Origin of the sequence: Pseudomonas chlororaphis subsp. chlororaphis (assembly GCF_003945765.1) — a bacterium.
GTDB lineage: Bacteria > Pseudomonadota > Gammaproteobacteria > Pseudomonadales > Pseudomonadaceae > Aquipseudomonas > Aquipseudomonas chlororaphis.
The window spans coordinates 363,331-387,422 of the sequence record NZ_CP027712.1; the positions used below are offsets into that span (position 1 = coordinate 363,331).

Annotated in this window: 22 protein-coding genes; 14 read left to right on the forward strand and 8 right to left on the reverse strand. The window is 61.8% G+C overall.

The window, feature by feature from the left end:
* Nucleotides 1-221: 221 nt before the first annotated feature.
* Genes rfbD through rfbB form a run of 4 tightly spaced genes read right to left on the reverse strand, consistent with a single transcriptional unit; the run spans nt 222 to nt 3,596 of the window.
* A complete protein-coding gene (gene rfbD / locus C4K27_RS01595) occupies nt 222-1,103 on the reverse strand; it encodes a dTDP-4-dehydrorhamnose reductase (RefSeq protein WP_053259279.1) in 882 nt (293 codons plus the stop codon).
* The gene (rfbC, locus tag C4K27_RS01600) at nt 1,100-1,645 is read right to left on the reverse strand and encodes a dTDP-4-dehydrorhamnose 3,5-epimerase (RefSeq protein ID WP_009041723.1); all 546 of its coding nucleotides are present in this window, start codon (nt 1,643-1,645) and stop codon (nt 1,100-1,102) included. The genes rfbD and rfbC overlap by 4 nt, the downstream gene beginning before the upstream one ends.
* Nucleotides 1,642-2,517: a glucose-1-phosphate thymidylyltransferase RfbA gene (gene rfbA / locus C4K27_RS01605; protein ID WP_053259280.1), complete on the reverse strand. Its 876-nt coding sequence runs from the start codon at nt 2,515-2,517 to the stop codon at nt 1,642-1,644. The genes rfbC and rfbA overlap by 4 nt, the downstream gene beginning before the upstream one ends.
* Nucleotides 2,514-3,596 (reverse strand): dTDP-glucose 4,6-dehydratase, encoded by a 1,083-nt coding sequence (gene rfbB, locus C4K27_RS01610; RefSeq protein WP_053259281.1) that lies wholly within the window; start codon nt 3,594-3,596, stop codon nt 2,514-2,516. Before rfbB ends, rfbA begins: the two co-directional genes overlap by 4 nt.
* Nucleotides 3,597-3,819: 223 nt before the next feature.
* Between rfbB and C4K27_RS01615 the strand changes: the two genes are divergently transcribed.
* The 4 genes from C4K27_RS01615 (at nt 3,820) to C4K27_RS01630 (ending at nt 9,470) form a co-directional block, all read left to right on the forward strand.
* Nucleotides 3,820-6,732 carry an aminotransferase gene (locus C4K27_RS01615; protein WP_053259282.1) on the forward strand — a complete coding sequence of 971 codons (2,913 nt, stop codon included), beginning with the start codon at nt 3,820-3,822 and terminating at the stop codon, nt 6,730-6,732.
* A gap of 310 nt (nt 6,733-7,042) precedes the next feature.
* Nucleotides 7,043-7,921 (forward strand): N-carbamoylputrescine amidase, encoded by an 879-nt coding sequence (gene aguB, locus C4K27_RS01620; protein WP_053259283.1) that lies wholly within the window; start codon nt 7,043-7,045, stop codon nt 7,919-7,921.
* A gap of 4 nt (nt 7,922-7,925) precedes the next feature.
* Nucleotides 7,926-9,032: an agmatine deiminase gene (gene aguA, locus C4K27_RS01625; RefSeq protein WP_053259284.1), complete on the forward strand. Its 1,107-nt coding sequence runs from the start codon at nt 7,926-7,928 to the stop codon at nt 9,030-9,032.
* 246 nt (nt 9,033-9,278) lie between these two features.
* Nucleotides 9,279-9,470: a hypothetical protein gene (locus C4K27_RS01630; protein ID WP_009041729.1), complete on the forward strand. Its 192-nt coding sequence runs from the start codon at nt 9,279-9,281 to the stop codon at nt 9,468-9,470.
* Nucleotides 9,471-9,785: 315 nt separating this feature from the next.
* Here the strand turns inward: C4K27_RS01630 and C4K27_RS01635 are convergent, their stop codons facing one another.
* The gene (locus tag C4K27_RS01635; protein WP_053259285.1) at nt 9,786-11,879 is read right to left on the reverse strand and encodes a TonB-dependent receptor; all 2,094 of its coding nucleotides are present in this window, start codon (nt 11,877-11,879) and stop codon (nt 9,786-9,788) included.
* Between C4K27_RS01635 and C4K27_RS01640 the strand changes: the two genes are divergently transcribed.
* The 4 genes from C4K27_RS01640 (at nt 11,878) to C4K27_RS01655 (ending at nt 14,793) form a co-directional block, all read left to right on the forward strand.
* Complete coding sequence (locus tag C4K27_RS01640; RefSeq protein ID WP_125737956.1) at nt 11,878-12,090, forward strand: hypothetical protein; 213 nt, start codon at nt 11,878-11,880, stop codon at nt 12,088-12,090. The genes C4K27_RS01635 and C4K27_RS01640 overlap by 2 nt on opposite strands.
* Before the next feature lie 43 nt (nt 12,091-12,133).
* Nucleotides 12,134-12,829, forward strand: a complete 696-nt coding sequence (locus tag C4K27_RS01645) for a DsbA family protein (RefSeq protein ID WP_053259286.1) — start codon at nt 12,134-12,136, stop codon at nt 12,827-12,829.
* Between the two features lie 27 nt (nt 12,830-12,856).
* On the forward strand, nt 12,857-13,252 hold the full coding sequence (locus tag C4K27_RS01650; protein ID WP_053259287.1) for a nuclear transport factor 2 family protein: 396 nt from the start codon (nt 12,857-12,859) through the stop codon (nt 13,250-13,252).
* Between the two features lie 236 nt (nt 13,253-13,488).
* The gene (locus C4K27_RS01655; protein WP_053259288.1) at nt 13,489-14,793 is read left to right on the forward strand and encodes an OprD family porin; all 1,305 of its coding nucleotides are present in this window, start codon (nt 13,489-13,491) and stop codon (nt 14,791-14,793) included.
* Between the two features lie 181 nt (nt 14,794-14,974).
* On the opposite strand, the gene C4K27_RS01660 is transcribed toward C4K27_RS01655, so the two are convergent.
* Nucleotides 14,975-15,370 (reverse strand): c-type cytochrome, encoded by a 396-nt coding sequence (locus C4K27_RS01660; RefSeq protein WP_053259289.1) that lies wholly within the window; start codon nt 15,368-15,370, stop codon nt 14,975-14,977.
* A 308-nt stretch (nt 15,371-15,678) separates the two neighbouring features.
* Here C4K27_RS01660 and C4K27_RS01665 point away from each other — a divergent pair, with 308 nt between their 5' ends.
* From C4K27_RS01665 to C4K27_RS01685, 5 genes are read left to right on the forward strand one after another with little or no spacing between them, the layout of a single operon-like run.
* On the forward strand, nt 15,679-17,145 hold the full coding sequence (locus C4K27_RS01665; protein ID WP_053259290.1) for a cytochrome c oxidase subunit II: 1,467 nt from the start codon (nt 15,679-15,681) through the stop codon (nt 17,143-17,145).
* Nucleotides 17,146-17,185: 40 nt separating this feature from the next.
* A complete protein-coding gene (gene ctaD / locus C4K27_RS01670) occupies nt 17,186-18,961 on the forward strand; it encodes a cytochrome c oxidase subunit I (protein WP_053259291.1) in 1,776 nt (591 codons plus the stop codon).
* Nucleotides 18,958-19,650, forward strand: a complete 693-nt coding sequence (locus tag C4K27_RS01675; protein ID WP_053259292.1) for a cytochrome c oxidase subunit 3 — start codon at nt 18,958-18,960, stop codon at nt 19,648-19,650. The genes ctaD and C4K27_RS01675 overlap by 4 nt, the downstream gene beginning before the upstream one ends.
* 4 nt (nt 19,651-19,654) lie before the next feature.
* Nucleotides 19,655-20,365 carry a heme-copper oxidase subunit III family protein gene (locus C4K27_RS01680; protein WP_053259293.1) on the forward strand — a complete coding sequence of 237 codons (711 nt, stop codon included), beginning with the start codon at nt 19,655-19,657 and terminating at the stop codon, nt 20,363-20,365.
* Nucleotides 20,366-20,386: 21 nt separating this feature from the next.
* Complete coding sequence (locus C4K27_RS01685) at nt 20,387-20,704, forward strand: cytochrome C oxidase subunit IV family protein (protein WP_007922565.1); 318 nt, start codon at nt 20,387-20,389, stop codon at nt 20,702-20,704.
* Nucleotides 20,705-20,741: 37 nt separating this feature from the next.
* On the opposite strand, the gene C4K27_RS01690 is transcribed toward C4K27_RS01685, so the two are convergent.
* Both C4K27_RS01690 and wrbA read right to left on the reverse strand, forming a co-directional pair.
* Nucleotides 20,742-21,296 carry a hypothetical protein gene (locus C4K27_RS01690; protein WP_053259294.1) on the reverse strand — a complete coding sequence of 185 codons (555 nt, stop codon included), beginning with the start codon at nt 21,294-21,296 and terminating at the stop codon, nt 20,742-20,744.
* 535 nt (nt 21,297-21,831) lie between these two features.
* The gene (gene wrbA / locus C4K27_RS01695) at nt 21,832-22,431 is read right to left on the reverse strand and encodes an NAD(P)H:quinone oxidoreductase (RefSeq protein WP_053259295.1); all 600 of its coding nucleotides are present in this window, start codon (nt 22,429-22,431) and stop codon (nt 21,832-21,834) included.
* A gap of 861 nt (nt 22,432-23,292) precedes the next feature.
* On the opposite strand from wrbA, the gene C4K27_RS01700 reads away from it, so the two are divergent.
* A complete protein-coding gene (locus tag C4K27_RS01700) occupies nt 23,293-23,934 on the forward strand; it encodes a glycosyltransferase family 25 protein (protein WP_053259296.1) in 642 nt (213 codons plus the stop codon).
* The last annotated feature ends 158 nt before the right edge of the window (nt 23,935-24,092 follow it).

Genomic DNA, 24,092 nt, shown 5'->3' on the forward strand with positions numbered 1-24,092 from the left:
ATTATGCCTAGGTTCTATACGTAAACTGCCTGCGCGACGATCATGCCGCGTTAAAAACAGGCTCGGAATGCTCATGTAGGCCCCTACAGTCGAGCGCGACCCCGGCCGTTCCTCGCCTGTTTTGATTCGCTGCGCTCACCCTTCGGGCCAGCCCTTGGCTGTTACTCCCGCTGGTCGTTGCGCCTTGCCTGATCGCCGCTCGGCGACTTTCCGTACAGAACCTAGCCCTGCTCGGCAAGACACTCGTGCAATGCGCTGCGCCACTCAGGCTGGCGCACGCCCCACTCGCACTCCAGGCGGCGGCAATCGAGGCGCGAGTTCAGCGGCCGTGGCGCGGGTGTCGGATAAGCGCTGGAGGGGATCGCCTCCAGGGTTGCGCAGGCTTTGCCTTGGGCCAGCAGGTGTTCGCCAATGGCCTGGGCGAAGCCGAACCAGGAGGTTTCGCCAGCAGCGGTCAGGTGGTAGGTCCCCCAGGCTCCTGGCTGGCCGGCCTGCCAGCGCTCGATCAGGGCGGCGGTGCTGGCGGCGATGGTGCCGGCCCAGGTAGGCGCGCCGATCTGGTCGGCGACCACGCGCAAGTGCGGTTTTTCCTGCAGCAGGCGTTGCATGGTCAGCAGGAAGTTCTTGCCGGTGTTGGAATACACCCAGCTGGTGCGCAGGATCAGGTGTTCACCACCTGCCGCGCCGATGGCCCGTTCGCCGGCGAGTTTGCTCTGGCCGTAGACGCTCAGCGGGTTGGGTTCATCGTCTTCGGTGTAGGGGGCCTGCTTGCTGCCGTCGAAGACATAATCGGTGGAGTAGTGAATCAGTGGGATACCCAGTTCCCGTGCTTCCTCGGCGAACACCCCGGGGGCGCTGGCATTGATTGCAAAGGCCAGGTCCGGCTCGCTCTGGGCCTGATCGACGGCGGTGTGGGCGGCCGCGTTGATGATCAGCTGCGGGCGCAGGCTGCGCACTTGCTGGCGAATGGCGTCCGGGTGTGTCAGGTCGAGCAGGCCGCGCCCGGGCACGATCAATTCATGCTGGTTTCCCAGGCGCTGTTGCAGGGCCTGGGAGACCTGGCCGTGCTGGCCGCTGATCAGGATCTTCAACCGGCCGCTCATGGGAAGAGCTCGGCTTCGCTGAGCAATTTGCCGGCCTGATCCTTGGCCGAGAGCTGCGCCGGGCCTGTGAGTTGCCAGTCGATGGCCAGGGTTGGATCGTCCCAGCGAATGCAGCGTTCGGACGCCGGGGTGTAGTAGTCGGTGGTCTTGTAGAGGAACTCGGCGTACTCGCTCAGCACCACGAAACCATGGGCGAAGCCTTCCGGGACCCACAGCTGGCGATGGTTGTCCGCGGACAGCCGCACCCCGACCCACTTACCGAAGTGCGGCGAGCTGCGACGGATGTCCACCGTCACGTCGAGCACTTCGCCGGCGACCACCCGCACCAGTTTTCCCTGGGTGTTTTCGATCTGGTAGTGCAGGCCGCGCAGCACGCCCTTTTGCGAGCGCGAATGGTTGTCCTGGACGAACTGGGTGCGCACGCCGGTTGCTTCTTCGAACGCCTTGGCATTGAAGCTTTCGTAGAAAAAACCGCGCTCGTCGCCAAACACCTTGGGCTCGATGATCAGCACGCCGGGCAGTTCAGTGGCCAGGACCTTCATTGGGTTTCCCCCGCCAGGCTATAGAGGTATTGGCCGTAACCGGTCTTGCCGAAGTACTTGGCGTGTTCGAGCAGATGCTCGCGGTCGATCCAGCCCTGGTTGTAGGCGATTTCCTCGAGGCAGGCGACTTTCAGGCCCTGGCGGTGCTCGATGGTCTGCACATACTGCGAGGCTTCCAGCAGGCTGTCGTGGGTGCCGGTGTCGAGCCAGGCGAAGCCACGGCCGAAACGTTCGACGCTGAGGTCGCCGCGTTGCAGGTAGGCATTGTTGACGTCGGTGATTTCCAGTTCACCGCGCGCCGAAGGCTTGACCGCCTTGGCGATCTCGACCACCGCGTTGTCGTAGAAGTACAGCCCGGTCACGGCATAGCTGGACTTGGGGTGCTGGGGCTTTTCCTCGATCGAAAGAGCGTTGCCCTGTGCGTCGAAGTCGATCACGCCAAAGCGCTGCGGGTCCTTGACCCAGTAGCCGAAGACCGTCGCTCCGGAGGGTTTCGCCGCGGCGTTCTGCAGCTTCTCGGTGAAGTGTTGGCCGTGGAAGATGTTGTCGCCGAGGATCAGGCACACAGGGTCGTCGCCAATGAATTCCTCGCCGATCAGGAACGCCTGCGCCAGGCCGTCCGGCGATGGTTGTTCGGCGTAGCTGAAGCGCACCCCGAACTGGCTGCCGTCGCCCAGCAGGTTGCGGTACTGCGGCAGGTCCTGGGGGGTGGAAATCAGCAGGATGTCCTTGATGCCGGCCAGCATCAGCACCGAGATCGGGTAATAGATCATCGGTTTGTCGTAGACCGGCAGCAGTTGCTTGGACACACCCAGGGTGATCGGGTGCAGGCGGGTGCCCGAGCCACCCGCCAGAACGATACCTTTCATCATGCGATCAGATCCTTGAAGTCAGTGAAACCGAGCCGTTGCCCTTGATAGCTGCCGTCCTGCACGTGCTGGCACCATTCCTGGTTGTCCAGGTACCACTGCACGGTCTTGCGCAGGCCGCTGGCGAAGGTTTCTTGCGGTACCCAGCCCAGTTCGCGCTCGATCTTGCCGGCGTCGATGGCGTAGCGCAGGTCGTGGCCGGGGCGGTCCTGGACGAAGGTGATCAGGTCGGCGTAGTGCTGCACGCCTTCGGGCTTGCGTGGCGCCAGCTCTTCCAGCAGTTGGCAGATGCCGCGTACCACGTCGATGTTTGTCTGTTCGTTGTGGCCGCCGATGTTGTAGGTCTCGCCGACCACGCCTTCGGTCACCACCTTGAGCAGGGCGCGGGCGTGGTCTTCGACGAACAGCCAGTCGCGCACTTGCAGGCCGTTGCCGTACACCGGCAGCGGTTTTCCGGCCAGGGCGTTGAGGATCACCAGCGGGATGAGTTTTTCCGGGAAGTGGAACGGCCCGTAGTTGTTCGAGCAGTTGGTGACCAGTACCGGTAGGCCGTAGGTGCGCTGCCAGGCGCGGACCAGGTGGTCGGACGCGGCCTTGCTGGCGGAGTAGGGCGAGCTGGGGGCGTAGGGCGTGGTTTCGGTGAACAGGTCGTCGACGCCGTGCAGGTCGCCGTACACCTCGTCGGTGGAAATGTGGTGGAAACGGAAGGCGCTTTTTTCCGTCGGCGGCAGGGCTTGCCAATAGGCGCGGGTGGCTTCCAGCAGGCTGTAGGTGCCGACGATGTTGGTCTGGATGAAGTCCGACGGGCCGTCGATGGAGCGGTCGACATGGGACTCGGCGGCCAGGTGCATGATCGCCTGGGGCTGGAAGCGCTCGAGCAGCGCGCTGACGGTGGCCTGGTCGACGATATCGGCCTGGACGAACTCGTAGCGGGTGTCGGCGGCGATACTCGACAGCGACTCCAGGTTGCCTGCGTAGGTCAGCTTGTCGAGGTTGAGCACCTCGTGTTCGGTGTTGCGGATCAGGTGGCGAATCAGCGCCGATCCAATAAAGCCGGCACCGCCGGTAACGAGAATGCGCATATGGGTAGGCCTTCTTCCCTAAGACATGGAGTCGCGAATGGAGCATAGCTTGTCGGCAGCCAGCGGCCGCTGCAAGGGCCGCCGATGTCTGGCCCGGGTATTGGCATCCTGTTTAGCTTCCCGGCGGCGGTGCAGCCCTTGTCGTCTGCCCGGGCCAGGGGGTTGCGTAACGCCTGGCGCAGTGGCGATATACGCATCTGACAATAATTCCAGGGGTCGTTCCATGTTGCTCGCCACGTTGATTCACCGCGCCAGTCTGCCCGGTCCGCAAGTCACCTCGCAGCAGGCGCTGGACCTGCTCGCAGTGCACTACGGCCTTGGCGGCACGCTGCAATCGTTGGGCAGCCAGCAGGATCTCAACTACCGGCTCGACAGTCCCCGGGGACGTTTTGTCCTGAAGATCTGCCGTGGCGACTACGCCGCCCTGGAACTGCAGGCGCAACATGCGGCGCTCAAGCACCTGGGCAGCCACCCCGAGCTGCACGTACCCCGGGTAATCCCGGCGAAGAACGGCGCCGACCTGCTGTCCCTGGAAGTCGACGGCCAGGCGCTGCATGTGCGCCTGCTCGACTACATCGAAGGCCAGCCGCTGACCCACCTCAAGCACCTGGGCCCCGAGCTGGCGGCCGGCTTCGGCCGGTTGTGCGGGCAGATGGACCTGGCCCTGGCGGACTTCCAGCACCCGGGCCTGGAACGCACCCTGCAATGGGACGCGCGCCACGCCCATAGCCTGATCAATCACCTGTTGCCGGTGATCGCCGACGAACAGCAACGCCGCCTGATCGCCGAAGTGGCCGAGCAGGCCGAGCGCCGTGTGCAGCGCCTGGCCGAGCAGTTGCCGGTGCAGGCGATCCACCTGGACATCACCGACGACAACGTGGTCTGGCAGCGTGACGCCCAGCGCCACTGGCAGGTACAGGGGGTGATCGATTTCGGCGACCTGATCCGCACCTGGCGCATCACTGACCTGTCGGTGACCTGCGCGGCGCTGCTGCACCATGCCGAGGGCGATCCGTTCTGCATCCTGCCGGCGGTCCGCGCTTATCACGCGGTCAATCCACTGCAGCAGGCCGAGCTGCTGGCGTTGTGGCCGCTGATCGTGGCCCGCGCCGCGGTGCTGGTGCTCAGTGGCGAACAGCAGGTGAGCATCGACCCGGGCAACCAGTACAGCCGCGACAACCTGAGCCACGAATGGGAGATCTTCCGCGTCGCCACCTCGGTGCCGTTCGAATTGATGGAAGCGGCGATCCTCGGAGCGGTAGGGCAGACGCTGCCGGCCATCGCCGGCGAAGGTTTTGCCCCCTTGCTGCCGGGCCTGGTGGGGCGCGAGTTCGCCCTGATCGACCTGGGCGTGCTCAGCCCGCACTTCGAGGCCGGCAACTGGGAGCAGCCCGAGATCGATACCCGGCTGTTGCAACAGGCCGCGGCGGCCCATGGATTGGCGGCCAGTCGCTACGGGCAGTACCGCCTGTCCCGGACCTGCCCGGACAGTGCCGTCGAGCCGGACACCTTCCCGTTGCACGTGCAGTTGCAGGTACCGTCGGGCACGGCGGTCGAAGCGCCTTTTGCCGGGGTGCTGCACCGCGCCACAGACGGTGCGTTGCGCCTCGATGGCCCGCAATTGAGTGTGCGGCTGTGGGGCGTCACGCCCTCGGTGCATGCCGGAGCGGCGCTGGTCAAAGGCCAGGTGCTGGGGGCGGTGGATGGCGGGCTCAAGGTCCAGCTGTGCCGTGGCGCGCAGCTCGATCCGCCGCTGTTCTGCACGCCCTCGCGGGCCGCGGCATGGCAGGCGCTGTGCCCGTCGCCGGCGGCGCTGCTGGGCCTGGCCTGCGACGCCGAGCCGGAGCTCGACTCGCACGCTTTGCTGGCGCGCCGCGATGCCAGTTTCGCCCGTTCGCAGAAACACTATTACGTCGACCCGCCACGCATCGAGCGCGGCTGGCGCAACCACCTGATCGACATGCAGGGCCGTTCCTACCTGGACATGCTCAACAACGTCGCGGTGCTCGGCCATGGCCATCCACGGATGGCCGCCGAGGCCGCGCGCCAATGGTCGCTGCTCAACACCAACTCGCGTTTCCACTACGCGGCGATTGCCGAGTTCTCCGAGCGCTTGCTGGAGCTGGCACCGGACTCCATGGACCGGGTGTTCCTGGTTAACAGCGGCAGCGAGGCCAACGACCTGGCGATCCGCCTGGCCTGGGCCTACAGCGGCGGGCGCGACCTGCTCAGCGTGCTGGAGGCCTATCACGGCTGGACGGTGGGCGCGGATGCGGTGTCCACGTCGATCGCCGACAACCCACAGGCCCTGAGCAGCCGCCCGGACTGGGTGCATCCGGTGACCGCGCCCAATACCTATCGCGGCGAGTTCCGCGGCCAGGACAGCACCGCGGACTACGTGCGCAGCGTCGAACACAACCTGGCCAAACTGGCGGAGCAGAATCGCCAATTGGCCGGTTTCATCTGCGAGCCGGTGTATGGCAACGCCGGCGGCATCGCCCTGCCGCCGGGTTACCTGAAGCAGGTCTATGCGCTGGTCCGCGCCCAGGGCGGGGTGTGCATCGCCGACGAGGTGCAGGTCGGCTACGGGCGCATGGGCACGTTCTTCTGGGGCTTCGAAGAGCAGGGCGTGGTGCCGGACATCATCACCATGGCCAAAGGCATGGGCAACGGCCAGCCGCTGGGGGCGGTGATCACCCGCCGGGAGATTGCCGAAGCGCTGGAGGCCGAAGGTTATTTCTTCTCCTCGGCCGGCGGCAGCCCGGTGAGTTGCCGGATCGGCATGGCTGTGCTGGACGTGATGCAGGAAGAAAAACTCTGGGAAAACGCCCAGGTGGTCGGTGGCCACTTCAAGCAGCGCCTCGAAGCCCTGATCGAGCGTTATCCGCTGGTGGGCGCGGTGCATGGCTCGGGGTTCTACCTGGGCCTGGAGCTGATCCGCGATCGCCAGACCCTGGAGCCGGCCACGCAGGAGACCGCCCTGCTGTGCGATCGCCTGCGCGAGCTGGGGATCTTCATGCAGCCCACTGGCGATGACCTGAACATTCTCAAGATCAAGCCGCCGATGGTCACCACGCGCCAGAGCGTCGATTTCTTTGTCGACATGTTGGCCAAGGTGCTGGAGGAGGGGCTCTAGGCCCCACTCGAATGCCCTGCATTCGGATCGCGAGCAAGCTCGCTCCTACCTAGAAAGGCATGCCCTGCAGGGGCGGGCTTGCTCGCGATAGCGTCCGCACTGACACCCCTGAACCCCTATAAATATCGATAATAATCGATGTTTATAGAGGTTAATTTTTGGATGCTTTGTTTTTAGGCTTTTAAAGTCGATTTTTATCGGATATAAAGTCGTCCCTATCAGGACAGGCTCAAGCCGCGCCTGAGCATTCCCTTTTCTGTCATCGACCGATGCCACCCTCGGTCCTTTGCTGCTGCCCAGGAGATGATCCATGAGCCGTATCGTTACCGTCGCCGCAACCCAGATGGCCTGTTCCTGGGACCTCGAAGCCAATATCGAGACCGCGGAAAAGCTGGTCCGCGAGGCCGCCGCCAAAGGCGCGCAGATCATCCTGATCCAGGAACTGTTCGAGGCCCCGTACTTCTGCCAGAAGCCGAACCCGGACTACCTGCAGCTGGCGACCCCGGTGGAAAGCAATGCGGCCATCGCGCACTTCCAGAAAGTCGCCAAGGAGCTGCAGGTGGTGCTGCCGATCAGCTTCTATGAACTGGCCGGGCGGGCGCGTTTCAACAGCATCGCGATCATCGACGCCGACGGCAGCAACCTCGGGATTTATCGTAAAAGCCACATCCCGGACGGCCCCGGCTATCACGAAAAGTACTACTTCAACCCGGGCGACACCGGCTTCAAGGTGTGGAACACCCGCTACGCGAAAATCGGCGTGGGCATCTGCTGGGACCAGTGGTTCCCGGAGTGCGCCCGCAGCATGGCCCTGCAAGGCGCACAGATTCTGTTTTACCCGACCGCCATCGGCAGCGAGCCCCACGACCAGAGCATCTCGTCCCGCGACCACTGGCAGCGCGTGCAACAAGGCCACGCCGGCGCCAACCTGATGCCGCTGATCGCCAGCAACCGCATCGGCAACGAAGAGCAGGACGGCTACGACATCACCTTCTACGGCTCGTCGTTCATCGCCAACCAGTTCGGCGAGAAGGTTGAAGAACTGAACGAGACTGAAGAAGGTATTCTTGTCCACAGTTTCGACCTCGACGAGCTGGAACACATTCGCAGCGCCTGGGGTTCGTTCCGCGACCGTCGGCCGAACCTGTACAGCGCGATCAAAACCCTCGACGGTTCCCTGGAGTCCTGAACCCATGACCACTTTGCACAGCACCCCTCGCGCCGACGGCTTCTACATGCCCGCCGAGTGGGCGACGCAGACCCAGACCTGGATGATCTGGCCCGAGCGCCCGGACAACTGGCGCCTGGGCGGCAAGCCGGCGCAAGCCGCGCACGTAGCGGTGGCCAAGGCCATCGCCCGCTTCGAACCGGTAACCGTGGCAGTGTCCGCGGGCCAGTATGAAAACGCCCGGGCCCGCCTGGACGTGCCGAATATCCGCCTGGTGGAGATGTCCAGCGACGACGCCTGGGTCCGCGATACCGGCCCGACCTTCGTCATCAACGACCAGGGCGAAGTCCGTGGCGTGAACTGGGATTTCAACGCCTGGGGCGGTTTCGACGGCGGCCTGTATTCGCCGTGGAACCGTGACTCGCAGGTCGGCGGCAAGATCCTCGAGATCGAGTGCAGCCCGCGTTACCGCACCGAGGGCTTCGTGCTCGAAGGCGGCTCGATTCACGTCGACGGCGAAGGCACGGTGATCACCACCGAGGAATGCCTGCTCAACCGCAATCGCAACCCGCACATGAACCGTGCCGAGATCGAAGCGGTGCTCAGCGCCAACCTGGCTGTGGATAAAGTCATCTGGCTGCCGGATGGCCTGTACAACGACGAAACCGATGGCCATGTGGATAACTTCTGCTGCTACGTGCGTCCGGGCGAAGTACTGCTGGCCTGGACCGACGACCCGCAGGACCCGAACTACCCGCGCTGCCAGGCGGCGCTGAAAGTGCTGCAAGACAGCACCGACGCCAAGGGTCGCCCGTTCACGGTGCACAAGATGCCGATTCCCGGACCGCTGTACGCCACCGAAGAAGAGTGCGCGGGCGTCGACCCGATGGATGGCACCCAGGAGCGTAATCCGTCGGTGCGCCTGGCCGGTTCCTATGTGAACTTCCTGATCGTCAATGGTGGCATCATTGCCCCGAGTTTCGACGATCCGCTGGATGCCCAGGCCAAGGAAATCCTGCAGAACCTGTTTCCGCAACACGAAGTGGTGATGGTGCCGGGTCGCGAGTTGTTACTGGGGGGCGGAAATATCCATTGCCTTACCCAACAGCAACCGGCGCCGCACAAGGTTTGAGTGTTGTTGTAACAGCCCGTGACGCCTGATTGACGGGCGGTTACATGGATCCAATCCGGCGTCGCCCGGCAAGCCCGCAGCCCTGATGGACTGCGGGTTTTTTTGGATCCGGAAGCTGGCAATTGCGGGACCTTGGCATAGCTCTTGTATCTCTCGCGAGGTCAATCCGAGGCCGGTGGAACTGCGATGTTCTGTCATAAACCTTGGATAAGTTAGCCGCTTACAAACCGGGAGAGAGCGCTGGAAATGAATAGGGTCAGCGAGCGGACTTCCGCAATAAATAGCGAGTCGCTTCAGGTTCTGGCGCAATGGTTGAAGTGCAATGGAACGCGACAGGTCCGGGAAACCGACCCGCGCCGGATGATCCTAGATCGTTACCCTGCTGGTTTGTTCAGCGAGGCCGAACTCGAAGCGTTGTGGGATGTGCTGGAAGGATAAGCAAACAACGGATTGGTAAAAGCGCTGCCCGGATGGCAGCGCTTTTTTTTGCGCGAATGTAGCCGCTGCCGAAGGCTGCGATCGGCCGCGCGGCGGACGCGAATCTGCCACCGCGGTCCATCAGCTGGAAGGGTGTACCCAGGTTTTGCGCCGGCTGCGCCGTCGATCGCAGGCTGCGCCAGCGGCTACAGGGAGCGCGCAGGGTGCAAGGTCGAGGGTTTTTGTAGCCGCTGCCGAAGGCTGCGATCGGCCGCGCAGCGGACGCAAGGCCGGCCACCGCGCTCAGGCGATGGCGGCCGTATCCATGGCTGCTTTTTAGAAGCTGTAGGTACCGGTTACCACCAGGCTGCGTGGATCGCCGAACTGGATCTGCCCGGCGCTGGTGGCCGAGGAGTAGTAAGTGCGGTCGCTGATGTTGTTCAGCGCGGCCCGCAGGTCCCAGTCCTTCTGCCGGAAGCCGGCCAGGGCGTCCCAGCGGCCGTAGCCCGGAAGCATCACGGTGTTGGCGTTATCGGCATAACGATCGCCCACCAGGGTCAGGCCGGTCTCGGCGTACCAGCCCATTTCCGGCTTCCAGGTCACGAACAGGCTGCCATTGCGCTTGGCCACGTTGTTCACCCGGTTGCCCTCGTCACCGTTGTTGCTCTTGACCACCGTCGCGTCCTGCAGGCCGATGCCGCCGCGGATCGACCAGTTGCCGACGATCTTGCCGGCCGCGGTCAGTTCCACGCCGCGTGAGCGCTGCAGGCCGGTCAGCAGGATCACGTTCGGGTCTTCCACGCTGCGGCTGCGACGGTTGTAGAGTTCCAGTTCATAGACCGCGAGCGTGGTGCTGAAGCGGTCGTCGAGCCAGTCGCTCTTGACCCCGATTTCCTTCTGCCGGGTGCGCTCGGGGCTCAGGTCGTTGCTGTTGCCGTTGGCATTGGGGGTGATGCCGATCAGGCCACCGCCGACCGGCGAGAAGCTCTTGCTCCAGGAGGCGTAGAAGGAGTGGTTCTCCAGCGGGGTCCAGACCACGCCCAGGCGCGGGCTGGTGCTGTGGCTGTCGCGGTCGTCCTTGATATCCCGCAGTTTGTTGTGGGTCTCGACGTTGAAGTTGTCGTAGCGCAGTCCCGCGAGCACTTGCCACTGATCGTTCAGGCGCAACTGGTCCTGGACATACACGGCGCGGCTTTCCACCTCGCTGTGGTTGTAGCTGGACGCCACCATTTTCCCGGTATGCCGCATGTTTTTATCCGGGTTCAACGGGTCCAGGGACGGCACGGCCTGGCCACCGGCGCTGACCGCCGCTGCGGTATAGAGCTTCGGATCGCGTCGCTGGCTGCCCAGCTCGACACCCGTCAGCACCCGGTGCTCGAGGCCGAAGGTATCGAAGGTGCCTTCGACTTCGAGGTTGTTGTAGAGGTTGCGGGTGTTCAGGTCCTGCTGCCAGCGCTGGCGGTTCACCCGCTTGGTGCGGCTGTCGTAGCCGGTCTGGTAGGTGTTGTCGAAATCGCTGTTGAGCTTGAACAGGCTCAGGGTATGACGCAGTTGCCAGTTGTCGTTCAGCTCGTAGCTGAGCTTGGAGCGCAGCGACTGGGACTTGTCGTCGATGTAGTCGCGCGGGTCGCCGTACGTGGTGTCGCGACTCACGTCCGCCGGGCGCCCGTCGATCCCCGGGATGCCGCGGTCCGGCGTGCGGTTGTAGCGGCTGTATTCGTACTGCACCAGCCAGTTCAGGTCCGGCGTCAGTTGCCAGCTCATGGACGGCGCGAACAGCTGGCGACTGCCACTGACGCCATCGCGGAAGCTGTTGTTGTCCTGGTTGCCCATGTTCAGGCGCAGGCTGATGTTTTCGCTGGGGTCGGCGCTGAGGTCGGCATACAGGCTGCGCAGGTCTTCGCTGCCGCCTTTGACTTCGACGCTGGAGTGGCGGCCGAACTGCGGCAGCTTGCTCACCCGGTTGACGATCCCGCCCTGGCTACCACGGCCATAAAGCACCGCCGCCGGGCCCTTGAGCACCTCGATGCGCTCGATGTTGTGCAGGTCGCGCACGTACTGGCTGTCGTCACGGACGCCGTCGAGGTAGAAGTCGTTGCTGGCGTCGAAACCGCGAATACGCAGGCTGTCGAAGCGGGTGTCGGCGCCGCTGCTGACGTTGGGAATGCCGCTCAAGGCCGTGCCCAGGTCGTTGATGCCGTAGTCCAGCAGGTTGCTGGTCTTCACCGAGTCGATGGCTTGCGGCACGTAGCGCACCGGCGTGGCGGTACGGGTCGCGGTGCTGACTTCCTTGACCCGTGGGTCGTCGGCATCGACTTGCGCGCTGATGGCGGTAGCCGGCAGGGTGGTCGGGGCGGCGCAGGTGAAACCGGCCGTCAGCGAGGCGCAAAAGCCAAGGGTGAGGGGAGTCAGGCGGAAGGGGGCAGGCATGGAAAAACGCATCCAGAAGGGGAAAGAAACAGTCGGCGCGAATGGTAATGCTTGCTATTTACTTTCGTTAATTATTCTTGAAAAGTTCCCTGGGCGGATTGTTTCAATTTGTGTCTTGATTGAGATGAAGTGGATACACGGCCGATTCGACCGATTCCCGAAACAGACTAAAAGCCATTCCAGCGTTTTTCGCCGTGGGCCACAGGCATAGTCTGCCGCCATCGAATTTATCGGCCTTTGTCCCGGAGCCTTGCATGTCGGCAGCGACCCTTCATTACATCTACGATCCTTTGTGCGGCTGGTGCTACGGCGCCAAACCGCTGGTGCAGGCGGCCCAGGCAGTGCTGCCGGTGGTGGCCCATGGCGGCGGCATGATGACCGGGCGCAACTGCCAGCAGGTTTCGCCGCAACTGCGCGACTACGTCATGCCCCATGACCGGCGTATTGCCGAATACACCGGGCAGCCGTTCGGCGAGGCTTACTTCGAAGGTTTGCTGCGCGACTATTCGGCACTGTTCGATTCGGCCCCGCCGATTGCCGCGGTACTGGCGGCGCAGGCGCTCGCCGGGCGCGGCCTGGAGTTGCTCGGGCGCTTGCAGACGGCCCACTACGTCGAAGGGCGCCGCATCGCCGATGTCGATGTTCTGTTGGAACTCGCCGAAGGCCTGGGCTTTGAGCGCGGCGAGTTCGAAGAAGCCTTCGAGTACGCCGCGGCGAACAGCTTGAACGAGCACATCAAGGCCAGCCGTGCCTTGTTGGCCCGGGTCGGTGGCCAGGGTTTTCCGACCCTGGTGCTGGAGCAGGACGGTCAGTTCAGGCTGCTCGATATCAGCCCCTGGCTGGGCAAGCCGCAGGCGTTCGCCGCCTGGCTGAGCGAAGCCTTCGGTTCGCCAGAGGTCGAGCTTTCACCTAGCCTGCAGGCCTGTGGCCTGAACGGTTGCGCCCTTTGAACCCCCACTTAATTTGCGGAGTCGCCCATGGATAACCTGGCACTGATCAAAAGCACTTACGAAGGCGCCAACTCCCAGGAGAACGCGAAAAACACCGCCGCCGCCCTGGCTGCGGATGCGCGCTGGACCGAAGCGGCAGGTTTTCCCTATGCCGGCACCTACGTCGGCTTCGATGCCGTGGTGGAGAATGTCTTCAAGCGCCTGGCCACCGAGTGGGAGGGGTTTGCCTTCACTGTCGAGAACTATGTGGCCCAGGGCGACAAGGTGTTCGCCTACGGCAACTACAGCGGCGTCTATAAAGCCACGGGCAGACCGCTGAATGCCCGCGTGGCCCATTTGTGGACGTTGAAAGATGGCAAGGTCACGCACTTCGAACAGTTCGTCGACAGCCATACCGTGCAACTGGCCATCAAGGATCGTTAAGTTCTTAGACGATTTTTGCCTATTTTCAGACGATTCTTGAAATTGACACACTGTTCAGGGCGCGGATAGGATTCGCGCCAACGCCTGTGGCCAACGGCCATGACCTTCCAATAATAAAAGGCCCACCGCGATTTTTCGTGGGTGGGTCTTTTTGTTCTGGCCTGAAAAAAGAGTGCTTAAGCGCCGTTTCCAAGGAGCACCACAGCGCGTCATCAACCCGTAATAAGGAAAATAAAATGTTGAACAAGCGGATCGGTCTGATCGCACTGGGGATTCTGAGCAGTACTCAAGTTATGGCTAACGACCAGGCTGAGTCCAAGGGTTTTGTCGAAGACAGCAGCCTGAAAATCCTGCTGCGCAACGCCTACATCAATCGCGACAAGAAAAACGGTAACGATGACCAGCGCGAGTGGGGTCAAGCGGCCATCGGTACCTTCTCGTCGGGCTTCACCCAAGGCACCGTCGGCGTGGGCGTCGATGCCTTCGGCCTGTACGGCCTGCGCCTGGATAAAGGCAGCCACAGCGGCGGCCAGGGCATTGACTTCTTCAAGCCAAGCGAAGGCGGCAACAAGAGCCCGGCAGGCGACCTGGCCAAAGCCGGCGCCGCGGTCAAATTCCGCCTGTCCAACACCGTCCTGACCTACGGTGACCAGATGCCGGCCCTGCCGGTGCTGAGCTACGACAATGGGCGTCTGCTGCCGGAAAGCTACACCGGTACCCTGATCACCTCCAAAGAGATCAAGGGCCTGGAGCTGAACGCCGGTCGTTTCACCGCCGAGTCGCGCAAGAGCGCCGAAGGCCGTGACAGCGGTGGCCTGAAGTCGATCAACGTATTGGGCGGCAGCTACCAGTTCACCGAACAGTTCAAGGGCTCGCTGTACGCTTCCGACGTCGAAGACGTGCTGAAGAAGCAGTACGTGAACTTGAACTACGTGTTCCCGCTGGCTACCGACCAGTCCCTGACTTTCGACTTCAACGGCTACCGTACCAAGCTGGACAAGTCCTACGCTGAGTTCAAAAAAGCAGGCGGCCAGGACAACAAGATCTGGAGCCTGGCAGCCACCTACGCCACCGGCCCGCACTCGTTCACCCTGGCGCACCAGCGCAGCACCGGCGACAGCAACCTGGGCTACGCCTACGGCGGCTACCAGAAAGAGCAGCACCGTGTGGGCGATGGCGGCAACACCATCTACCTGGCGAACTCCTACTGGTCCGACTTCAACGCCGAAGACGAACGCAGCTGGCAGCTGGGCTACGGCCTGGACTTCGGCGCCTTCGGCGTACCGGGCCTGACCTACAACCTGGCCTATGTGCGTGGTGACAACATCACCGCCACCAACAGTGAGGGCGCCACCACCACCGGCGGCACCGAGCGCGAAATCTTCAACCAGTTCAAGTACGTGGTCCAGAGCGGCCCGGCCAAGGACCTGAGCGTCAAGGTACGCAGCTCGATCCTGCGCGTATCGCAGAAATCCGCCGGCTACAACGACAGCGGTAACGAACTGCGTGTGTTCGTCGACTACCCGATCAACGTGTTCTGATAAACGCCTGATCGCGGCCTGATACTGGGCCGGCCATAGAAAAAGCCCCGACTGGTTCGGGGCTTTTTTGTGGGCGTTGCCCCGTCCAGCACCGCGGCTCCCTGTAGCCGCTGCCGCCGGGCTGCGATCGGGCGCGAAGCGCCCGTCGAGGATTTTGGGCCGCTTTGATTTGTCAGGTCACTCAGGGCTGTTGCGCCTGAAAGCTCTGCAGATAAGCCAGCAGATTATCGATCTTCTCCTGATCGCTCAGCCCCCAGAAGATCATCCGTGTACCGGGCACCACGGCCTTTGGATCTTCCAGATAAGCCACCAGCTTGTCGCGGGTCCAGACGATGCCGGAGGACTTCATCGCGTCGGAGTAGTGATAGTCCGCCACGCTCCCTGCAGTGCGCCCGAAAATGCCATTGAGCTGCGGCCCGAAAGAGCTGCGCACCGAAGGCCCGATATTGTGGCAGCCACCGCAGATGCGCTTGAACAGCTTGCCACCGGCCTCGGCATCGCCCACCGCTTCTGCCTGGGCATGGAGCGACAGCAGGCTAAGCATCAGGGCCAAGGTCAGGGCGGCGGTGTTTTTCATGTTCGGCTCCGGATCGGGTGTGGCGGGTAACAAATGCGGGGGGCTATTTGAGCATGCTTGGCAGGTGTTGGGGATGGCCATCAGGGGAAAGGGACGTGGTAATGCCACAACCTCCTGGCCTTGTGTCGTGTCGGGGCCCGGCGGCGCAGGTCCGGCGGGGCGCACTATACTTTTCAGAAGATTTGCCCCGGGGATAGAGGCAATGTTCCAGCAGGCTTGGGAGGAGGGTTAGGCATCGGTGTGGCGCTGCGGTTGGGCGACGTTGCGTTTGCATGGCCACAGAACAACCGGCACAGGAAGACGAGAAAATGGCGATAGCAATCATCCTGGTTCTAGTCGTTGTCGCTTCGGTGCTGTTTCACCTGCTTGCTCCCTGGCACATGACGCCGGCTGCCTCCAACTGGGGGTCGATAGACACCACGCTGCTGATCACCCTGGTTATCACCGGAATCTTTTTCATCGCCATCACGCTGTTCATGGCCATCGCCGTGATTCGCTTCCGTCATCGCGAAGGTGCCCGGGCGCACTACCAGCCGGAAAGCCGGAAGCTGGAAGGGTGGCTGGTCATCCTCACTTCATTGGGCATCATCGGCATGCTCGCGCCCGGCCTGGTGGTCTACAACGATTTCGTCCAGGTGCCGCAAGAGGCCACCCAGCTCGAAGTGATTGCCCAGCAGTGGCAGTGGGCGTTTCGCTTTCCCGGGCGTGACGGAAAACTCGGCAAGGCGGATGTCAAATGGATCGATCCCGGCAATCCCTTCGGTCTTGATCGCAATGACCCTGCTGGGCAGGACGATGTGCTGATCATGAACAATGAAGTGCGCCTGCCCATCGATCGACCGGTAAAAGTCCTGCTGCGGGCAAAAGATGTGCTGCACGATTTCTACATTCCGCAGATGCGCGCGAAGATGGATATGGTGCCGGGCATGGTGTCCCACTTCTGGTTCACCCCGACCCGGCTCGGCAAGTTCGAAGTGCTGTGCGCCGAATACTGTGGCGTGGGGCATTTCAACATGCGCGGCCATCTGGTCGTCGAGGAGCAGGGCGCTTTCGACCAATGGTTCGCCAGCCAGCCGACCTTTGCCCAGACGCTGACGAACGTCGCCACGCCGAGCAGGGACAGCCTGCTGGAAAAAGGCCGCCAACTGGTGGAAAGCCATGGCTGTCGCGCCTGCCATAGCCAGGACGGCAGCACCAGCCTGGGCCCGGGCTGGAAGGACCTGTACGGCCGCTCGGAACAGTTGGCCGATGGCAGCAGCGTCCAGGTCGACGAAGCCTACCTCAAGGAGTCGATTCTCGAGCCGCAGGCCAGGCTGGTCCAGGGCTATCCGCCGGTCATGGTGGCCTATACTTTCAGTCAGGATGAACTGGCCGCCGTGGTGGCTTTCATCAAGTCGCTGAGTGCCGTGGGGCAGAAAGAACAAGGCCCTGCAGACGCACAGAATGAGCTGGCGGCGCAGGGACAGCGGCTGGCCGAATCGCTGGGTTGCCTGGCTTGCCACAGTGTCGATGGCAGCCAGGGTATCGGCCCGGGCTGGCAGGGCTTGTACGGCAAGACGGAAACCCTGGCCGATGGTTCTCAGATCAAGGTCGATGAGGGCTACCTGAAGGATTCCGTGCGCCAACCCGGCGCTGCGATCGTCAAGGGTTACGCCGCGGTGATGCCGACCTTTACCCCCAATGACAAGGAACTGGACGCCCTGATCGCCTTCATCAAGTCGAAAGCTGCTGTCGACGCGGATGCCGGCAAGGTGGAATCGGGCAAGTCGCCGTAACTAGCCGGAAATGCTCCGAAACTTAGCGGAGGATGACCTGATGGCTTATGTCGAGCATGCAGAAACAGAAGTCCTGCACGAACCGAAGAGCTTCTTCACGCGCTATATCTGGAGCCAGGACCACAAGGTCATCGCCATCCAGTATTCCTTGACGGCAATCTCCGTGGGGCTCGTCGCCCTGGTACTGTCCGGCCTGATGCGCATGCAGATCGGCTTTCCCGGCAGTCTCGAGTTCATGGATGCCAGCACCTATTACCAGGCGATGACCCTGCACGGCATGATTATGGTCATCTACCTGCTGACGGCCCTGTTCCTGGGCGGCTTCGGCAACTATCTGATTCCGCTGATGATTGGCGCCCGGGACATGGTCTTCCCCTACGTCAACATGCTGAGCTTCTGGTTCTACCTGCTCTCGGTCCTGGTGCTGCTTTCCAGCTTCTTCGTCCCGGGCGGGCCCACCGGGGCGGGCTGGACACTCTATCCACCGCAATCCATCACCCAGGGCACCCCGGGGACCGAATGGGGCATCGTGTTGATGCTGGTATCGCTGGCGATCTTCATCGTCGCCGCCACCATGGGCGGGCTGAACTACGTGACCACGGTGCTGCAGGCACGTACGCGCGGCATGACGCTGTTTCGCATGCCGCTGTCCGTCTGGGGCATCTTCATGGCCTCGATCCTGGCCCTGCTGGCCTTTCCGGCCTTGTTCGTCAGCGCGGTGATGATGCTGTTCGACAGGCTGCTGGGCACAAGCTTCTTCATGCCGGCGGTGATCTCCATGGGGCAGCAGCTCGCGCATCAGGGGGGCAGCCCGATCCTGTTCCAGCATCTGTTCTGGTTCTTCGGCCATCCGGAGGTCTACATCGTCGCCCTGCCGGCGTTCGGCCTGGTCTCCGACCTGATCAGCACCCATGCGCGCAAGAACATCTTCGGTTACCGCATGATGGTCTGGGCCATCATTGCCATCGGCGTGTTGAGCTTCGTGGTCTGGGCGCACCACATGTACGTCAGCGGGATGAACCCGTACTTCGGCTTCTTTTTCGCCGCCACCACCTTGATCATCGCCGTGCCGACCGCGCTGAAAGTCTACAACTGGGTGCTGACCCTGTGGCATGGCGACATCCACCTGACGGTGCCGATGCTGTTCGCCCTGGCCTTTATCGTCACCTTCCTGGTCGGTGGCCTCACCGGGTTGTTTCTCGGCAACGTGATTGTGGATATCCCGCTGTCGGACACCTACTTCGTGGTGGCCCACTTCCATATGGTCATGGGGGTCGCGCCGATCCTGGTGATATTTGGCGCCATCTACCATTGGTTTCCGAAGATCACCGGGCGCCTGATGAACGACACCCTGGGCAAGCTGCATTTCTGGATAACTTTCCTGGGTACTTACTGCATCTACTTCCCCATGCACTACCTGGGGCTGTTGGGCATGCCTCGGCGCTATTACGCCTGGCAGAACTACGACTTCATCCCGCAATCGGCGCAGCAGTTGAATGCGTTCATCACCGTTGTCGCGCTGACGGTCGGGGTATGCCAGCTGCTGTTCCTTTTCAACCTGGCCTGGAGTGCCTTCAAAGGCAAGCCGGCGGGCCCGAACCCATGGGGGGCGGCCAGCCTGGAATGGCAGACGCCGGACACCCCGCCCGTACATGGCAACTGGGGGCCGGAGCTGCCGGTGGTGCACCGTTGGGCCTATGACTACAGCGTGCCCGGGATAGAGCAGGACTTCGTGCCACAGACGGTTTCGGCCCAGGAGCTGGAGCAGATGAGGCAGAACAGCGCAGAAGCCAGGATCGCGGGCGAAAGACCATGAACGGGCCGCTATTGAAAAACACCGAAAGCGCCGGCGCCGGTGGCCGTTGGAGCCAGCCCCCCGACCACTCTCGGGGACCGGCAGGCCTGGACAGGGAGAAAGCCGCAAAAGTGGGCCTGCGCATGTTCCTGGTGGTGGTGACCTCGCTGTTCCTGCTGTTCCTGCTGGCCTTCATCGCGCGTTCGCAAATGGCGGACTGGCAGCCTCTGACCGAGCCCCTGGCGCCGCTGGCCAGTGCCCGGCAACTCTGGCTGAACACGCTCCTGCTGGTGCTGGGCAGTGTCAGCCTGCAGTGGGCGCGAATGGCCGCCCGGCGGGATGCGTTGAACGGGGCCACCCTCGGCTTCGCCCTGGGCGGTGTCTTCGCGATCGCCTTTCTCGGGGGGCAACTCTGGGTCTGGAAGCAGTTCGTCGACTGGGGCTATTTCGTCTCCGCCAACCCGGCCAACAGCTTTTTCTATCTGCTGACCGGCGTACACGGGTTGCACCTGCTGGGAGGCCTGGTGGCCTGGGGCAGAGTCGGCGCCAGGTTCCTGCGCCGGGTTCCGCTGTCGCAACTGGCGCCCAGCGTGGAGCTCTGTGCCATCTACTGGCACTACCTGCTGGGGCTGTGGATCGTCCTCTTCTTCCTGCTGACCAGCACGTCGGAAACCTATCAAGCCATCGCCGCATTCTGCGGCCTGAGGTGAAGCCATGGCATTGCCCTCAGCAACAGCTCCGGAAGATCCCGTCCCGCCCCCACCCGATACGCTGGTAGCGGGGTGGAAGAGCATCGCCACCGACTGGGCCTCGGATCAGGATGTGTTCAAGCGGGTGCCCTGGGGCAAGGCGATGATGTGGATCTTCCTGCTCAGCGACACCTTCATCTTCACCTGCTTCCTGACCGGCTACATGTCGGTGCGCATCAGTGCCACCGTCCCCTGGCCGAACCCCAGCGAAGTGTTCGCCCTGACCATCGGCGGCGTTGAAATCCCCCTGATTCTGATCGCCATCATGACCTTCGTGCTGATCAGCAGCAGCGGCACCATGGCCATGGCCGTGAACTTCGCCTATCGCCGTGTACGCGGCAAATGCGCGGCCCTGATGCTGGCGACTGCGGCCTTCGGTGCGACCTTCGTCAGCATGCAGGCGTTCGAGTGGAGCAAGCTCATCGCCGAAGGCGTACGCCCCTGGTCGAACCCCATGGGCGCGGCGCAATTCGGCGCCAGCTTTTTCATGATTACCGGTTTCCACGGGCTGCATGTATCGGTTGGCGTCATCTACCTGTGCATCGTCGCCTTCAAGGTATTGCGCGGGGACTACGAGCGCTCCGGCAACTACCAGATCGTCGAGATCGCCGGGTTGTACTGGCACTTCGTGGATCTGGTGTGGGTATTTATCTTCGCTTTCTTCTACTTATGGTGAGCCCGCAGAGGAGTATCGGCGATGGCACATGCACAAGGTCAACAGCATCCACTGAGCCTGTACCTGAAGATCTGGGGGCTGTTGTTCGTACTCAGTACCCTGTCCTACCTGGTCGACTACTTTCACTTCCAGGGCTACTTCAGGTGGTCGCTGATCCTGGTCCTCATGTTGTTGAAGGCCGGCCTGATCGTTTCCATCTTCATGCACATGGCCTGGGAGCGCCTGGCGATGGTCTACGCGATCCTCGTCCCGCCGTTGTGCCTGCTGGTGCTGGTTGGCCTGATGGCCGCCGAGGCGGATTACGTGTTTTCCACCCGGGGGATTTTCCTCGGGCAATGACCGGCTTCCGCCTCCGGCGTTCAAGCGCCGCAGCGTCCTATATCGTGCGCTTGAACTGATGCCATTTCTGCAGCCAGGCCACTATCCAGTGAGGCGCTGCTGCGCCGGTCCCGGCGACCTGCAGTTGTGGGTGGTGGCTGATGACCTGATCCAGGATTGGCTCCTGAGCGGGTTCGACGTCCACGAAGAAAATGTGCTCGCCGTCCCTTACCGTCTTTTTCAAATTGCTGAAGTGGGCATTGGGCACCTGGATACCGAAGAAGCCGCCTTCCCAGATACAGAAGCCCAGGATCACGATCGCCAGGAAGATGAACGGCACCCAGCCTGCCGCGGACTCGGTCCAACCTGCCAGATAAGCTCCGAGCAGTACCAATGCCGCGAGTGGTATGCCAATGACCGCGCCAATCTCGCCGGAGTGAACGACATCCTGCTTCATGAGTGAGTTCACATCATGCAGGTGATGCTGTTCCACATCCGCATCCCGGTCGCTGAGCACATGAATCTGCTCGGTACTGATGCCGCTGGCTTCCAGCTCGCTTTCAACGGTTTCCAGCTCGTCGAGATTATCGCTGATGTAAAAGTGTCGGTTCATGAGTCACCTCCTACTTCATCGTCGCAGAGGCCCCCATTTTTTCTGCAGTCGTTATCTGAAACTCCAGAGCGTTTTCCTGCCGCCCTGGATAACAACGCACGCTTGTCGCTAGCTAAAAAAGTATAGCACCGCCCCTGTCAACGCCTTGCTGGCCGGGGGCTACGGGGATATACGGCAATCTGAGGGGGGGGTGAATCCTTCTGTTCGGATTCTGTATCTGCGTGGGTAATCGGGCGAGTGATGGCAGGCGACCGGGGGCTGATTGCACTTTTTAGATGCCGGCTTACTTGCACCGCAAGATCAGTTGTCCGCTCCCGGATAGTCGGACCGATGTGCGAGCGGAGCCACGATTATGTTTTGTATGAGAGGCAGGCGTGGATAACTCAATAGTCGCGAAAAACAATATATACCTGGCAGAAATAACAAAGCCCTCGCATTGCTGCGAGGGTTTTGTTTTGTATCCAGACCTGCTGATTGCGGATCGAGCACTATGCAGTTTCTGTCTCGGCGCAGACCTGGCGATTTAAGGCAGCCACTACTTACTCAGCTTGACCGCCAGCTGGGCCACGTACTGGCCTTGATGACGGGCGATCTCCAGTTCACGGGCATCAGGCTGGCGCGAGCCGTCACCACCGGCAATGGTGGATGCGCCATAAGGCGTGCCACCGCCGACACTGGACGTATCGAACAAGGCTGGCGAGCTGTAACCGATGGGCACAATGATCATGCCGTGGTGAGCCAGGGTGGTCCACGTGGAGGTAATGGTCATCTCCTGGCCGCCGCCGGTACCTGTCGAGGTGAATACACTGGCGAGCTTGCCAACCAGGCCGCCCTTGGCCCACAGCCCGCCGGTCTGGTCGAGGAAGTTGCGCATCTGGCCGGACATATTGCCGAAGCGGGTCGGAGTACCCAGGATGATTGCGTCGTAGTCGCCGAGCTCGTTTGGCGTGGCAACCGGAGCGCTCTGATCCACTTTGCCATGGGCGGCCTTGAAGGCTTCCGGGTCCATGGTCTCGGGTACGCGTTTGAGGGTGACTTCAACCCCGGGAACGCTCCGGGCACCTTCCGACACGCTCTGGGCCATTGTTTCAATATGACCGTACATCGAATGATAAAGAACCAATACCTTAGCCATGCGTACTTCCTCTTGAGGTGTGTCTTGAGCTGACTGACGGCCTGTTAAATAGGCAATCAGGTTAGTTATCCATCCCACTGTTGCACCTGCATCTGCGTGAGTCGTGGCGCATGATCGATCTAATTGGCTTCTGTGAATATGAGAAAATATCGAATGGGATGTTCGAAAAAATTGATCTTGGAAAGCAACGATAATGGATGAAGGCGACTGTTGTTTTTTCTGGAGTCGTTCCGATTTTGAAAACTGCGGTCTTCTCATGTTTTTCAGCTTTTCGCCCAGGCGGGTCGGGGCTTTCAGAATTGTCACCCCGTCCAGGACGCCACAGCACGCCTGGGCTGGGGCCTGGTTTGCACTACCCTGCCGGTTTGCACAAAAAATGGACGCAGAGCCCGTCGGCGGGAGGGGGATAAGTGTTTTTTTGGCAGGTTTTTTTCTCTGCGCTCGGATTTTTCAGGGCGGTGCCCGCATGCATGAAAAAGCCCCCACTGCCCGATAGAGCAGTGGGGGGCTGGTCGTTGCTTACCAGATGCTTATGCAGCCTCGACGGTGATAGAGATCCGCCGACCGCGTTCCTGCAGGGTGAAGTGGCTGCCCTTGCCGGGTTGGAACTCCTCGCCTTGGTCTTTCAACCATCGCCGAAACTCGCTGTACTTCATCTGCATCCCTCGCTGTTTCGGTGAAGCCATCGTGCAACATTTATGATGCTGCCCTTGTTGGAATTAACTCGTAATAAGTTCAGAAAAATCCCCGCCATCGTTTTGACATAATTGCCGCAACAGGCGCGGCTCAACTCCGCGCCTTCTTCGTTTTTGTGGGAGTGAGTTGGTGTCAGAAAGGATTGAGGGCTCGGGCGGGAAAATCATGTTCGACGTGGATGCGGTCTACTGCATTTCGTTGAAAGAGCGAACAGACCGGCGAGAGCTGTTCCGGGCCTCGGTAAAAAGCCTGATCCGAAACCCGGTGGTGTTCCATGTCGTGGAGCGGCACGCCGACCCTGTCCGTGGCTGCTATGAGTCGCACCAGGACCTGGCACGGATTGCGCTCGAGCGCGGGCTTGACCGGGTGTTGATCTTTGAAGACGACGTTGCACCGTATGAGCTGAAGGCGACCCCCATCCGCTGGATCAACAAATTCATCCGTACTCGGCAATTTGAAGTGCTGCACCTGGGGTACAGCATGGGCAGGACTTGGCTAACCTGGTTCCCCTTTATTGCCCGGGGCCGCGTCGTTGCGCTGCACGCCTATATCCTGTCTCGTGAGGGTTGTCAGATCCTGGCGAACACCCCGTACAACGGCACGCCCGTTGACGTGATTTTCAAGAAGCGCATAAAGCAGCACTGCGCCTTTCCGATGCTGTTCCGTCAGCAGCCAGCAACATTGGCGGGTAGCGACATCGAGACCGAAGTGAAAAACGAGGATGAATGGTGGCAGCGCAATTGGGACAAGCACTGTACCTCGCCGATTAAAAACCTCTGGCGGACAGTGCTCAGGCTCAATTTTTAAAGGGGAGGGGCTTTATCTTCCCCCCCCAGCACGTTGGCCTTGGCTGGCGCCGCAGTGAAGGCAGCGGCGTTGCCTGGCATGGGGGATGAACGGCCAGTTGGCTGTCCATGTCGGCCACCAGGCTCGCGGGTCGGCCCGACACCGCTTGAGCACGCCCA

What these genes read in the sequence shown, in the direction of transcription:
- aguB (WP_053259283.1), top strand. Translation starts at nt 7,043, where the DNA reads ATGAGCCGTATCGTTACCGTCGCCGCAACCCAGATGGCCTGTTCCTGG.
- C4K27_RS01700 (WP_053259296.1), top strand. Translation starts at nt 23,293, where the DNA reads ATGTTCGACGTGGATGCGGTCTACTGCATTTCGTTGAAAGAGCGAACA.
- wrbA (WP_053259295.1), bottom strand. Translation starts at nt 22,431, where the DNA reads ATGGCTAAGGTATTGGTTCTTTATCATTCGATGTACGGTCATATTGAA.
- rfbB (WP_053259281.1), bottom strand. Translation starts at nt 3,596, where the DNA reads ATGCGCATTCTCGTTACCGGCGGTGCCGGCTTTATTGGATCGGCGCTG.
- C4K27_RS01630 (WP_009041729.1), top strand. Translation starts at nt 9,279, where the DNA reads ATGAATAGGGTCAGCGAGCGGACTTCCGCAATAAATAGCGAGTCGCTT.
- C4K27_RS01635 (WP_053259285.1), bottom strand. Translation starts at nt 11,879, where the DNA reads ATGCCTGCCCCCTTCCGCCTGACTCCCCTCACCCTTGGCTTTTGCGCC.
- rfbC (WP_009041723.1), bottom strand. Translation starts at nt 1,645, where the DNA reads ATGAAGGTCCTGGCCACTGAACTGCCCGGCGTGCTGATCATCGAGCCC.
- aguA (WP_053259284.1), top strand. Translation starts at nt 7,926, where the DNA reads ATGACCACTTTGCACAGCACCCCTCGCGCCGACGGCTTCTACATGCCC.
- C4K27_RS01660 (WP_053259289.1), bottom strand. Translation starts at nt 15,370, where the DNA reads ATGAAAAACACCGCCGCCCTGACCTTGGCCCTGATGCTTAGCCTGCTG.
- C4K27_RS01655 (WP_053259288.1), top strand. Translation starts at nt 13,489, where the DNA reads ATGTTGAACAAGCGGATCGGTCTGATCGCACTGGGGATTCTGAGCAGT.
- C4K27_RS01640 (WP_125737956.1), top strand. Translation starts at nt 11,878, where the DNA reads ATGGAAAAACGCATCCAGAAGGGGAAAGAAACAGTCGGCGCGAATGGT.
- rfbA (WP_053259280.1), bottom strand. Translation starts at nt 2,517, where the DNA reads ATGATGAAAGGTATCGTTCTGGCGGGTGGCTCGGGCACCCGCCTGCAC.
- C4K27_RS01645 (WP_053259286.1), top strand. Translation starts at nt 12,134, where the DNA reads ATGTCGGCAGCGACCCTTCATTACATCTACGATCCTTTGTGCGGCTGG.
- C4K27_RS01690 (WP_053259294.1), bottom strand. Translation starts at nt 21,296, where the DNA reads ATGAACCGACACTTTTACATCAGCGATAATCTCGACGAGCTGGAAACC.
- C4K27_RS01675 (WP_053259292.1), top strand. Translation starts at nt 18,958, where the DNA reads ATGAACGGGCCGCTATTGAAAAACACCGAAAGCGCCGGCGCCGGTGGC.
- C4K27_RS01615 (WP_053259282.1), top strand. Translation starts at nt 3,820, where the DNA reads ATGTTGCTCGCCACGTTGATTCACCGCGCCAGTCTGCCCGGTCCGCAA.
- C4K27_RS01685 (WP_007922565.1), top strand. Translation starts at nt 20,387, where the DNA reads ATGGCACATGCACAAGGTCAACAGCATCCACTGAGCCTGTACCTGAAG.
- C4K27_RS01680 (WP_053259293.1), top strand. Translation starts at nt 19,655, where the DNA reads ATGGCATTGCCCTCAGCAACAGCTCCGGAAGATCCCGTCCCGCCCCCA.
- ctaD (WP_053259291.1), top strand. Translation starts at nt 17,186, where the DNA reads ATGGCTTATGTCGAGCATGCAGAAACAGAAGTCCTGCACGAACCGAAG.
- rfbD (WP_053259279.1), bottom strand. Translation starts at nt 1,103, where the DNA reads ATGAGCGGCCGGTTGAAGATCCTGATCAGCGGCCAGCACGGCCAGGTC.
- C4K27_RS01665 (WP_053259290.1), top strand. Translation starts at nt 15,679, where the DNA reads ATGGCGATAGCAATCATCCTGGTTCTAGTCGTTGTCGCTTCGGTGCTG.
- C4K27_RS01650 (WP_053259287.1), top strand. Translation starts at nt 12,857, where the DNA reads ATGGATAACCTGGCACTGATCAAAAGCACTTACGAAGGCGCCAACTCC.